The 13183-nt window shown below is 46.3% G+C and carries 8 protein-coding genes; 7 read left to right on the top strand and 1 reads right to left on the bottom strand.

Translation table 11 applies throughout. From position 1 onward, the window contains the following. A partial coding sequence (locus tag L3D05_RS25145; protein WP_239619134.1) for a discoidin domain-containing protein occupies window positions 1–1837 on the top strand: 1837 nt, incomplete at its 5' end. A gap of 122 nt (window positions 1838–1959) precedes the next feature. Here the strand turns inward: L3D05_RS25145 and L3D05_RS25150 are convergent. Then, the gene (locus tag L3D05_RS25150; protein ID WP_239619135.1) at window positions 1960–3423 is read right to left on the bottom strand and encodes an ABC transporter substrate-binding protein; all 1464 of its coding nucleotides are present in this window, start codon (window positions 3421–3423) and stop codon (window positions 1960–1962) included. 66 nt (window positions 3424–3489) lie between these two features. Between L3D05_RS25150 and L3D05_RS25155 the strand changes: the two genes are divergently transcribed. The 6 genes from L3D05_RS25155 to L3D05_RS25180 all read left to right on the top strand — a co-directional run. Beyond that, entirely contained in the window at window positions 3490–5328 is a 1839-nt protein-coding gene (locus tag L3D05_RS25155) for a sensor histidine kinase (RefSeq protein ID WP_239619136.1), read from the top strand. Then, window positions 5312–6916: a response regulator gene (locus L3D05_RS25160; protein WP_239619141.1), complete on the top strand. Its 1605-nt coding sequence runs from the start codon at window positions 5312–5314 to the stop codon at window positions 6914–6916. The genes L3D05_RS25155 and L3D05_RS25160 overlap by 17 nt, the downstream gene beginning before the upstream one ends. A 150-nt stretch (window positions 6917–7066) precedes the next feature. Next, the gene (locus L3D05_RS25165) at window positions 7067–8005 is read left to right on the top strand and encodes an ABC transporter permease (RefSeq protein ID WP_239619137.1); all 939 of its coding nucleotides are present in this window, start codon (window positions 7067–7069) and stop codon (window positions 8003–8005) included. Between the two features lie 11 nt (window positions 8006–8016). Continuing rightward, window positions 8017–8916, top strand: coding sequence for a carbohydrate ABC transporter permease (locus L3D05_RS25170; protein ID WP_239619138.1), 900 nt, complete (start codon window positions 8017–8019; stop codon window positions 8914–8916). 66 nt (window positions 8917–8982) lie between these two features. Continuing rightward, window positions 8983–10560 carry an ABC transporter substrate-binding protein gene (locus tag L3D05_RS25175; protein ID WP_239619139.1) on the top strand — a complete coding sequence of 526 codons (1578 nt, stop codon included), beginning with the start codon at window positions 8983–8985 and terminating at the stop codon, window positions 10558–10560. 152 nt (window positions 10561–10712) lie between these two features. Continuing rightward, a partial coding sequence (locus L3D05_RS25180) for a discoidin domain-containing protein (RefSeq protein ID WP_239619140.1) occupies window positions 10713–13183 on the top strand: 2471 nt, incomplete at its 3' end.

Raw genomic sequence — 13183 nt, forward strand, 5'->3', positions numbered from 1 at the left:
TACGGCACCCACTGCCTACAACAAAATGATTGATTTGAACTCAACTTCAGCCAGATATGTGAAAATTACATTTAATCCTGTTTCCAATGACGGTAACTGGGGAAGTTCTGACATGTATGGCCTTAGTGCAGTCCGAATTTATGATACCTCAGGCAATAAGTTGGTTTTATCTTCCAAGGCTGGTTCAACGTCAATCAGAAACTTATACCCGAATAACCAGAGTTGGAATTCGGCAGCTTTTTCATTAGGTAATTATGTGTATTTTGTCGTTCATGGTACAGCTGGTTGCTGTACTCCGTATGCAGCAAATGCGGCACAGCTTTTGAGATATACAGTAACGAATGGGCAAATTGATTTTAGCTCGCTTAAGGCAATTGATGCGTTACCTTATCTCTATTATCCGGACATTCCAAGCGGATTTTCTCCTAATTCAGGTGATGCAAAAATCGGCAATACCTATCGCATTAAATTTTTTGAAAACTTAAGCTTGTGGGACGACGACGATGGATATATTTATATGCTCGGTAATGATGAAACGTTTACCTACGGAGCTTGGAACGAGTATTCCAAATTAGTTCTCTCTAGAGTCCCCAGAAACAGTTTCGAAGATTTTAATGCAAGAGAATATTGGAATGGTATGGGTTGGACATCTCTATATGAAACTGCTGCTGCCTTAAAAGACGTATCCGGTAACGATATCGGACCTGTCGGCAATGATCCATCTTTGTTTAAAGCACAGGGTGGCCAGTTAGATGGCAAATATGTGCTTGTTTATATGGAGGGCGTGGACGGAAACTCCTATTTCAGGGTGGCCGATCATCCAGGGGGGCCATGGAGCGATAAAAATCTCTTGGTTGCACGTAATGGCACGGAACATATTTATAACACTGGTGCAGTACCCTTTATATCCCAGAATGGAGAGTTTTACTTCTATTTAATTAAAGATGAACATACGTTGAAATTCTTCAAATATTCCGAAGGAAGAAGTGGAAATAATTCGAATTTGGCATTAAATAAACCCGCAACGGCTGACAGTGTGTGCGATCCCTCAGAATCGGCAGCCAACGCCGTGGACGGCAGTGTAATCAATAACAGCAAATGGTGCTCCAAATCAAACAACCGCTGGCTACAAGTCGATCTCGGTTCCGTTCAAGTCATAAACAAATTCGTCACCAAGCATGCGTCGGCAGGAGGAGAGTCCGCAACCTGGAACACGAAGGCTTATAACATTCAGGTCAGCAACGATGGTGCAAACTGGAGTACAGTGGTTAATGTAAGCAATAATGCGAGTGGCGTTACGACTGACAATATTACGTCAATATCGGCTCGCTATATCAAGTTGAACGTTACAACACCTACGCAAACCACAGACCCTGCGGCAAGAATTTATGAGTTTGAGGTATACGGACCCCCAAATTTGGCGTTAGCTAAACCTGCTACTGCCGATAGTTCGTGCACGGCCTCGCAAACGGCAGACAAAGCCGTGGACGGCAGCGTATTCTTTGACAGCAAATGGTGTTCCAGATCGAACAACCGTTGGCTGCAAATCGATCTCGGTTCCGTTCAAGTCGCAAACAAATTTGTCATCAGGCATGCATCGGAAGGCGGGGAGCCTGCAGCTTGGAATACGAAAGCTTACAACATTCAGGTCAGCAACGATGGTACAAACTGGAGTACAGTGGTCACTGTAAACAATAATACAAGTGGCGTTACGGTTGACAATATATCCAATGTATCAGCTCGATATATTAAGTTGAACGTAACGACGCCGTCTTCGCTAGCTGATGACCCTGCAGCAAGAATCTATGAGTTTGAAGTGTATGGACCCAATTCATAGACTTAGAATCCCAACATAGTTGGTGGCTATATCACATTAAAAACCAAGGGGCTAGGCGATCAGTTCTCGCTCAACCTCTTGGTTCTTTGACTTTGCGGTTGCTCCCCTGCCTGGTGCCGAGCTTAATGGATAAGAACGGAACCATTTCGGATTTCATCCGGCGTATTCGCATATTTTAACGGGTTCTTCGGATCGAAATTCGGAAAAACATACTGATTCTCGCCGATGAGTTGATTGTAGATCGCCAGATCCAATGAGGTGTTAAATTTTTGCGTCATCTCTTTCAGCGCCGAATCGGGTTGCTTGGCTCCTTGCAGGATTTCCCTGTAGGTTTTCATGCGCGCTTCATCACCCCAGATCGACGAAGCGACCGAAGATCCCGAGTCCGCCAATCCGAACTTAGGCTCTTTCGGGTAAGGGGATTCGTTCGAGCGAGGAAGAAAGGCTTCCAAATTGGGTGGCGAAGTTTGATATTGCGGGTTCCCCGTAATAGTAGTAAGCGTCGGGATCACGTCACCCTGCTCGTACAATGCGCCTTGAAATTCTCGCGAGAGAAGAAACCGCAACAGTTCGAAAGCTTCTTGCTTATGTACCGTAAACGTATTGATGACGAACGGCGGTTCGATGTCGATCATTAGCGCGCCTTTGTCGGCTTTGGATGAATCCAAAAGCGGCGGCATCGTGGTTCCCCAGGAGAAATTCATGGGGTTCATGCGGAACAATTGAGCAATATCGGAGTTCGTTGCGTACATCATCCCGATATTTCCTTCAGCAAACTGGGATAGAGCCGTATCGTTCTTTAGCGAAATCTCGCCGGGAAACAAGCCGCCTTTGCTTTTCATCTCGAGAATCGTCCGGAACCACGGTTCGTACACGGAAAAATCGAATTTTCCCTTGCGAAAATCATAATAATAAACCCCGCTAAGCGTACCCGCGATTTCCAAAGGTCGGCGAAACCCTGTCTCGTCGTCTCCACCCGGGAGAGCAAAGCCGTATCTTCGGAATCCGGTGCCCGCCGTCGATATTTTTATTGCGCAATCTTTCATTTCGGATAAGGTGGAGGGTGGCCGAGTGGAATCGCAGCCGGCTCCATCAAGCAGCTCTTTGTTATAAATGAGCCGAAGAGTGTTCATACCGGTCGGTATCGCGTAATACCGTCCGTTTTTTTGCTTCGTGTATTCCGTTGCCCATTTAGGATAAGTCATTCCTTCAAAGCTTTCGTCTGAAAGATCGAGCAGCCATTCCTTGCTGATATACGAATTCAACCAAAGCGTATTTAATTGAAACACGTCCGGGCCTTTGCCCGATGTCATCAACCGATTCAGCGTGATATCGTAGTTATCGTGCGGAATTTTGATCAATTCTACGAGCCAATCCGGATGGGAAGTGTTGAAATTGGCGATTTGACGTTCCATCTCTTCCGTATCCGCGAATGCTTGAACCGCCATCGAAATCTTGGTGATCGGTTTTTCAATGGTCCTCGAGATAGTTGAATCGGGACTATCGTGTCGTGTGCATCCTGAGATCGCGGATATTGCACAGAAGGCAATCAACCAGGTTCGCGCAAGCCCGAAAGTTCTTTTCAAGGTTATCCATCCCTCTTATAATTGAAATGATCTGTCAATCAACCTATTTTTGGGGGGCTTAATGCCATGTTTCCGAGACTGGCCTTGTTGTCGGGAATGAATCGTATCAGTCTCAAATACAGGCTTTTATTATATTTTTTAATGCTTGTCATTTTGCCGACGACGATCATTTCCGTCACGATCTATAACCAGTCTTACCACACCATAACGGAAAATATCAACACCTCGGTGCAAACGAATCTCAATATGGTAGAAATGGTTTTGCTTAAAAAGATCGAAGAAATGGACGAGGCCGCGAATTCGATTTATTTGAACCCCGATATGATCGATCGTTTATCTTCCGATCGACCGTCGGATCAAGTCGATTTCGTGAACGAATTGGCTACGTTAAATAAAATCATTGACGGTTACGATTTGCCAAACCGTTCCGGTTCACGGTTCATTCCTACGCTCTATATGCTGAACAGGCCGGAGTATACGCAATACAATTTCTCACGCAACGTTGGGTCGACCAGCGAAATCGAAGACGAGAAGTGGTATGCGAAGCTTCCTCCGAAAGCGCAATATACGATTAGCAGTTTGCAGGCTCCTTCGAAGGCGGGCGGAAGCGGGTACAGTATCAGATTGGCTAAACGGCTGTTCGGCCTGAAGAACGTAACGATCCCTTTTGTGGGTGTCCTAACGATCGATGTCGATATCTCTGAATTTGCCGGTATGCTCGACCAGTTGAAACCTTCGGTCAACAGTTCCGTCATGATTCTTGACGGTCAGGCGAATGTCTTGGTCAGTCCGGATCTTTCGATGATCGGGCGTAGTATAGCTAGCGCTCCTTACGTTCATGACATTATTCGAGGAGTGGGACAAACAGGTACGTTCGAGCAGTCGATTTCGGGAAAAGAAATGCTTGTCTCCTATCGCGAGATAGGCTCGCTCGGTTGGACGGTCGTATCGATGTCCCCGGTCGGCGATTTGAACGGCAAGTTGATCGCGTTCCGCAGGACGATGTATATCGTGTTAGTCTTATGTATGGTAATCGCTGCGCTGATTGCCGTTCTATTGTCCAATAACATAACGAATCCCATCCGCAAGTTCATCAAATCGATGTCGTACGCACAGGAAGGCAATTATGACATCCAGATCCAGTACAAACGCAAAGACGAGTTTACGCAGCTATTCAGCCAGTATAATGTCATGCTAAAGCAAACCAAAGAGCTCATCAAAAGGCTCTACTTCAGCGAGAACAAGAAAAAAGAAGCGGAACTTCAAGCACTTCAAGCTCAAATCAATCCGCATTTTCTCTATAACACGCTGGATTCCATCAATTGGATCGCTTTGCGGCACAACGTGCCCGACGTCAGCCATATGGTGACGTCCCTCTCGGACTTTTTCAGATACAGCTTAAACAAAGGAAAAAACATCATTTCGATCGAAGACGAAATCCGCCAAGCGGAAAGTTATCTTTCAATTCAAAAGATACGATTCAACGATCGCCTTGGTTACGAGATTCATGCGGAGCCTGAGGTTTACGGCTACCAAGCGGTCAAGCTGATTTTACAACCTCTCGTCGAGAACGCCCTTATTCACGGTATCGAAAGAAGACCAGGGAATGGTTATATCGCGATTACGGCGACAAAACGGGGGGATAGAATCGAGATCGACATCGAAGATAACGGAGTCGGCGCCGATTCGGAAAAACTGAATGCGATGCTTAGGGACGAAGGTAATCAAGACAAAACGTTCGGTATCTTTAACGTAGATCAGCGAATTAAGCAGGTTTTCGGACCGGAGTTCGGTATCGAATACCGCAATAAGGACGAGCCCGGCTTGATCGTGACAGTAACGCTGCCGGCGACGACTACCTTAGTGGAGGCGAAAGACTTTGCTGAAAATGATCATAGCCGATGACGAATATAACGTCCGGGAAGGGTTAAAGGATTTGGTCAAGTGGGGGGAACTCGGCATAGAAGTGATCGGCCTTGCCGCCGATGGCCAAGAGGCGTACAACCTATGCCGGGAGCTTAAGCCGGATATCCTCCTAACGGACATCCGAATGCCTTTAATGGACGGGCTTGAGGCGGGGCTTAAGCTGAAAGAGCTGGATCATCCCATTCGGATCATCATTATCAGCGGGGCGCAGGACTTTAACTATGCGAAAATCGCGCTCAACATAAACGCGGACGGCTACATTCTGAAACCGATCAAAATCCCCGAGCTGGTGGAGACGGCCCGCAAAATCGTCGCTTCCATCGAAAGAGAACGCAACCGCGAGGAAAACAACGATAGATTGAAGCGCCAACTGCAGGAAAATATGCCTTTGCTTCGGGAGAAATTTTGGGCGAATTTGACGCAGGGGATGTACGGCAGCGAGAAGGAAGTTCGGGACAAATTGCAATTTTTCGGAATGCCCTTCGAATTAAACGGGAATTGGTCCGTCGCGGTGCTGCAAATCGACGATTACGAACAAGCGATCGAAAGATACAGCGAAGAAAATAGGCAACTATTGTCCTTTTCCATTCTCAACATCGCGGAGGAAATCGCCGGACGAGAAGCGGTATTTTCCTTCAGCATGAACGAGAACGAAACGGTCATCGTTTTTCGACATGGGGATCGAGGAAGTGATCTGCTGGCGAGTATATGCCAAGAAATCGGCGATAACGTTGATAAGTATTTAAAAATGACGGTTTCGGCAGGAATCGGAAGCCGGGTAAATGCCTACGTAGATTTGCAGGATTCCTATCGGGAGGCGCAAGCGGCGATCAAATTTAAGTTTTATACCGGCAAAAACTCTATCCTTCACTTCGCCGATGTTCGCCCGGGAAGCCGCGGGATAGAATTTCCAAAGCTCCACGAAGCCGAAAGCAAACTCGTGAGCGATATGAAGTTAGGGAGAAGCGGGGATGCCGCGGCCGTATTGGAAGAAATATTCGACAAGCTTTGCTCTACCCGCGACTTGCCGATCGATTACGTACAAAGCGTCTGCGTTGAGCTAATCCATATGGCTTCCCGAACGTTCTATGAAATCGGCGAAGACATGAACCGGATAGCGCCTCAACATTCGACCGTCATCCAAGTGATCTACGACAAACGTGAGGCCGTCGAATTGAAAAGCGTTCTGCTTGCCTTTTTCGGGGATTTGACGGATCACTTTTCACATAAATATACGCAAAAGAACAGCAAGCTTATTCAGAAGATCAAGGAAATCATTTCGAATTCCTATATGAAAAACATCACGGTATCACGCATAGCCGAAGATGTGTTCCTATCGCCGAATTATATAAGTCTCATATTCAAGAAAGAAACCGGTGAGGGCATTACGGAGTACATCACGAAAGTGAGAATCGACGCGGCGAAAGAGTTGCTAAAATCGGAGGATTTGAAAGTTCTGGAAGTCGCCGAAATGGTCGGTTTCGAGAATGCCACATATTTCAGTACCGTGTTCAAAAAAGTGACAGGCATCCATCCGCAAAAGTATCGAGAGCTCCTAAAGGAGTAACGGATGGCGCGACAAGCTTCTGGGAAATCCGGAAGCTTTTTTTAATGTCGATAGATTTTTTAACACCGTTATAGATATCTTTATTCCTCGTAAGGCCTTACCCTAGTAGAATCAATACATAGTTAAGCATGGTGCTGAGGGGGGAATCCATTGGTAGGGAGAAGCTTTATCCGCGAAATCAGAAAGAACTCGGCATTGTTCGCCTTGTTGCTTCCGGCGTTCGTCATCGTACTCGTCAACAACTATATACCGATGCTTGGTTCCTTTATCGCGTTCAAAGACATCAAGTATACAAAACCGGGATTCATTCAAAACTTGATAGCGAGTCCCTGGGTAGGCTTTAAAAATTTCGAGTTCCTGTTCAAATCGAATGCCGCTTTCATCATCACCCGCAACACGATTTTGTACAACGTTTTATTCATGGTTCTCGGCACGGTGTTGGCTGTCCTATTGGCCATCCTACTGAACGAAGTTACGGGAAAGCGCAAGGCAAAGCTGTACCAAAACCTTACGTTTATCCCTTATTTCATCTCTTACGTAGCCGTCGCTTATCTCGTTTATGCCTTCTTAAGCTTCAACTACGGACTCGCTAATCATGGAATATTGAAAGTGTTCGGAATTGCGGAGATCGATTGGTACTCATCCAAGCAGTACTGGCCGTTAATCCTAACGATCATCGTCATGTGGAAATGGACAGGTTATAACGCGGTCGTGTATTTGGCGGGAATTACGGGCATAAACAGCGAGTATTTCGAAGCTGCTCAAATCGACGGAGCTTCGAAAATGCAACAAATTAGGTACATTACGCTGCCTTTCTTGGCTCCCTTTATCATCATCATGAACCTTCTGGCATTGGGCCGGATTTTCTACTCGGATTTTGGACTCTTTTTCCAGACGACCATGAATATCGGTGCGTTGTACGACACGACGCTCGTCATCGATACTTACGTGTATAATTCGCTGGCAGTCACAGGCGAGTTGGGTATGGCTTCGGCTGCAGGCTTCTATCAAGCGGTCGTCGGATTGGTTCTTGTATTAACGAGCAATTTCGTCGTGAAAAAACTGGACCGAGACAGCGCATTATTCTAGGAGGTTTGACTATGGCAGCAACTTTGAGACCACCCGGTGCCATTTCCAGGAAGGCCGAATTCGTTATACACATCTTCTTCGTTCTATATTGTCTGGTGTGCATTCTTCCGATCGCGTTAGTCCTCATCATCTCTTTCACGGATGAAGGAAGCATCATGCGAAACGGGTATTCCTTCTTCCCCGAATCCTTGAACCTGAATGCCTATCGATTTGTCTTATCCGATACGGCGGCGATCTTTCGATCCTATTCCGTATCCGGGATCGTCACCCTAAGCGGAACGTTGTTCGGTGTATTATTGACCGCGGCTTACGCTTATCCCTTATCCAGGAACGACTTTGCTTACCGGAAGTTTTTCGCGTTCTTCATTGCGTTCACGATGCTCTTTAACGGGGGACTCGTTCCATGGTACATCTTGTACGTTAAAGGCTTGGTGATCAAAAATACGTATTTGGCGCTCATCCTCCCGCAAGTGGTTAACGGATTTTACGTCATCATTCTTAGAACTTTCATGCAGCACAACATTCCAAAAGAGGTCGTCGAATCGGCGAAGCTAGACGGAGCCGGGGAGTTCAGAATCTTCTTTCAGATTGCGCTCCGATTGGCGATGCCCGGTCTGGCTACCGTCGCTTTATTCCTAAGCTTGAGTTATTGGAATGACTGGTACAATGCGTTGTTGTTCATTGACCAAAAGAAGATGTTCCCACTGCAGTATCTAATGTACAAAGTAAATGCGAGTATCGACGTGCTGAATACGAGCTCATTCGTCAGTAACACAGCGGATACCGTAAGACCGAGTGAATCCGCAAGGATGGCGATGGCGATTCTCGGCATCGGCCCAATCATTATGATTTATCCGTTCTTGCAAAGGTATTTAGTCAAGGGGCTCACAGTAGGCGCCGTCAAAGGTTAGTTACGCTAGGCTATATCCGTTCAAACGGTTAGCAAATATATAAAAGTCATTTAATGGAGGGGCAACATGAAAACAAGGACTTTTAAGAAACCGCTTTTCCTGTTTACGGCCTTCACGCTTTCGCTCTCGCTCTTATTGGCGGGTTGCGGAAACAACAACGATTCGAAGAATGCTGATTCATCTAAGGCCGCATCGTCTCAAGCCGCCTCACCGGCAGCATCCGGGTCGGCTTCCTCGTCCGAAAGTACGAACGCGGTTCAGGAAAAAGAAGTTCATCTTGATTGGTACTACGTCGGCAACAAAGAAGAAGTCGATAACCAGTTGATCAGCGATGAGATCAGCAAATACACCAAAGAAAAAATCAACGCTACCGTGACAATGCACGTGCTGGACTGGGGATCTTTCACTCAAAAGGTCGAAATGATGATCGCTTCCGGCGAAAAAATCGACGTTCTCAGCACAGGGTCGGTTTTGAATTTTCCACAAATGATTGCTAAGGGCTCTCTCGTGGATATGACGGATTTGTATGACAAGTACGGAAAGGACATTCAGAAATACATGCCGGACAGCTTGATCCAAGGCGCCAAATTCGACGGCAAGCTATACGGCGTACCTTTCATCAACATTCTCGGCAGCGCATACGGCCCGGTTGTCCGCAAGGATCTCGTAGAGAAAGCCGGTTTCGATATGTCGACGATTCATACATGGTCCGATATGACGAAGCTATGGGAAGCGTTGAAGCAAGTAGAACCGAACTTCACGGTTAAAACCGCGGATAATGTCGACTTCCTGTCGATGGGATACCAGATCCTTGGCGATGGTCCGGGATATTTGAAAGGCAACGACAATCTTAAAGTCGTTAACCCTTACGAAGATCCGGAAGTGCTCGCGAATTTGAAGACGACCCGCGAATGGTATAAAGCAGGCTATATCAACAAAGACGCAGCAGTTCCAGGATTCAATCATACGGCAGCTTTGCAAGAAAACAAATTGCACGGTATTGTCGGCCAAGCGAAGGTCGGAATTGAATCCGAAATGTCGGTAGGTATCGGCTCGAAATACGAATTCACGAAAGCGGTACTTCGCAACCCGATTTTGGATACGTACAGCAGCTACTTCGTTTCCACTTCGGTCCCGAGAACGGCAGAAGACCCGGAAAGATCCATGATGTTCATCAATCTGCTCATGGGCGACGAGTATTTGCAGAATTTAACGAACTATGGCATCGAGGGTCGCAACTATGTCAAACTTCCGGACGGAAGAATCGACCTCCCGCCGGGAGCCGATCAGGATAATCTTACCTACAATCCAAATCTGACTTGGGAATGGCAGAACTCCTATATTCAGCTTCTGAACAAATCCTATCCTGTCGATTTCGTCGATCAATTGAAGCAGTATAACGATTCTTCCGAACCGTCGATCGCGCTGGGTTTCCATTTCGATGCCGTGCCGGTGAAGAACGAAATCGCGGCATGCGCGAACGTCGAGAAGGAATACGCTCTAGGGTTGTTCATGGGGGCGATTGATCCGGAAAAGACTATTCCGGGTATGATGAAAAAGTTCAAAGCGGCAGGGATCGACAAGATTATCGCCGAGAAGCAAAAACAGCTTGACGCGTGGGCGGCTGTCAACGGCAAAAAGTAATTCATACGGTTAACGCGGAAGGCTGACTTTCATCCCATGATCGTCAGCCTTTCCGATTCGATAGCAGGGAGAATGCTTAATCATTTATTATCCATTTGTGCAATCGGTTACAATTCGTGAGACGTTAAAATTCGATAGGGGAGTTGACGTTTATGAAGAATTCCAAGCCATTAATGTTAAGGAAATTAATCATCCTCACCATGCTGTTTTCTTTAGTCTCCACACTCGCTATGCCGGAGAAAAAAACATTCGCCGCTGATTCTATCACGTCAAGCCAAGCTTTAAGAATCGTTGGAAAATACAAAGGTATTTTTAATACTCCTCCGAGCATCACAAACCCCACTAAAGTTTCGGATGCCCCATTGCTCGGGAATGGCGATGTCGGCGTTGCAGTCCTCGGGAATATTAATGCATTAACGTATGTTCTTGGCAAAAACGATTTCTGGTCATTGTCGGAGGGCCGCGTTAAAGCGATGGCTAGAATGAATGTATCGATTCCCAATATGAGCGGCGCATCTTATCACATGGAGCAGTTGATCGCATCTGGCGAAGTGACCGGCGAGTACACTCTTAATAATGAAATGATTAATACGACGAGCTGGATGCAGGCTACGGATACGTCGAGCAACTTATTCGTGACGAAGATTTCTTTTGCCGGAAGTTCTTCGAAAAACGTCAGCATTTCGTTTAATGCAGGCAACTATAATAATTACGGAATTACATACGGCTCTTCGGGAGACGTATTATACGCGGATGTCCGTGCCGATAACACGGATCAAGTTGGAGAAGTAAATACAAGAAAAGTGAGGATCGCAACACGAATTATAGGTGCGACGGGGACGATTAGCAGCAACAACCTGAACTTCACCCTCCAGCCCGGCGGAAATTATACACTGATTACATCCATTATGAGTAATAGCGACAGCGGGAATTACCAAACAGACGCCATAAACAACATTAATACGAAAACCCAGTCCGACATCAATAATTTAAATACGTCGCATCAAGGCTGGTGGATGGATTATTGGTCCAGATCTTTTGTCAACATTCCGAATAAAGTGATTGAAAAAAATTGGTACGGTTCACTTTATTTATTAGGTTCATCTATTCGGGGCAACGAATACGCTGCAGGTCTTTGGGGAAATTGGATTTTCAGGGACATGGATTGGCTCGGAGACTTTCATCTAAACTACAATTATGAAGTGCCTTATTACGCCCTCTATCCGACCAATCACGTCGATATTTCGGACAGTTACGATCAACCGCTTTTGGATTGGATCCCAAAAGGGAAAGCCTCAGCATCGGCTTTGGGATATAGCGGGATTTATTACCCGGTAGGCATCGGCCCTCTACCAAACGGAAGTGGGGATTCGGCGTCTTATCTTAACCAGAAGTCCAATGCCGTCTTCGCCGCGACCAACATGCTTATGCGCTTTTATTATACGCGAGATACAGCTTATGCGAACAAAGTGTACGCTTATTTGAAAGAAACTGGATTGTTCTGGGAAAGTTATTTGGTTTATGACGGTACTAGGTATGTTATCCAAAACGACGCTCAGAATGAAAACGATCCGTATCCGCAGACGAACGGCACGACATCTCTCGCCCTTGTTCGATATCTGTTCAAAGGACTTATCGATATGAGTACGGATTTGAACTTAGATGCGTCGAAGAGAGCGACATGGCAAAATATTTTGGATAAACTCAGCGCCTATCCAACCTATACTTACAACGGTAAAACCATTTACAGGTTCACAGAAATCGGGTCTGCCGCACCGACTAGCGCTCTTGGTACGCAGATGATATTCCCGGCGAATCAGATCGGAGCGGACAGCGACGCTGCTACGAAACAAATTGCCTATAACACGGTAGAAGCAGCGATTCAGGATGTTTTTAATTCCGACGGACATTCCAGCATGTTCTTCCCAGCGGCTGTTCGGGTAGGGTATGATCCTAATCTTATTTTGACCAAATTAACAACTTGGTTGTCGAGCTACAATAACTTCTACGTGGCCAAAAACGGAGGAGGTCTGGAAACCTTAGCAAATACCCCTCTAACGCTACACGAAATGCTAAGCCAATCTTTTCAAGGAACGCTACATTTATTCGCAAATTGGCCGACGAATACGCCGGCAAAATTCGGTGATTTTTTGACCGATGGAGGCTTTCTGGTATCTAGCGGCATCGAGAACAACCAAGTTCAGTATATGAGGGTGATCAGTCAAAAGGGGAAAAGCCTAACGTTCGTGAATCCTTGGCCCGGTCAAACTTTGCAAATCTATCGGAACGGGAGCAGTGCCGGGACGTTGTCGGGAAGCACGATCACGATTACTACATCCGTGAACGAGACCATTCATATTGCGCCTTCCGGAACTCCCTATTCGAACATTTTGACGTTAATGGGGCAGCCGATAAGTACAGATGGGAACTCGAGTAATTTAGCGCTTAATAAAGCTGCCAGTGCTACAGATGAATTCACGAACGATGGAAGATATGCATCAACTGCCGTGGATGGGGATGTAAACACATTCTGGAGCTCAAACTTGTGGGCGAACTCTTCTGATTATAAGTGGCTGATGGTAGATCTAGGTCAAAGCTATAACATTCAGAGGTGGGTTGTCAC

It is taken from the genome of Cohnella mopanensis, assembly GCF_022352055.1.
In the GTDB taxonomy this organism is placed as follows: Bacteria; Bacillota; Bacilli; order Paenibacillales; family Paenibacillaceae; genus Cohnella; species Cohnella mopanensis.

Excerpts from the sequence above, each read along its gene's own strand:
- L3D05_RS25155 (WP_239619136.1), top strand. The coding sequence starts at position 3,490 with ATGTTTCCGAGACTGGCCTTGTTGTCGGGAATGAATCGTATCAGTCTC.
- L3D05_RS25175 (WP_239619139.1), top strand. The coding sequence starts at position 8,983 with ATGAAAACAAGGACTTTTAAGAAACCGCTTTTCCTGTTTACGGCCTTC.
- L3D05_RS25170 (WP_239619138.1), top strand. The coding sequence starts at position 8,017 with ATGGCAGCAACTTTGAGACCACCCGGTGCCATTTCCAGGAAGGCCGAA.
- L3D05_RS25160 (WP_239619141.1), top strand. The coding sequence starts at position 5,312 with ATGATCATAGCCGATGACGAATATAACGTCCGGGAAGGGTTAAAGGAT.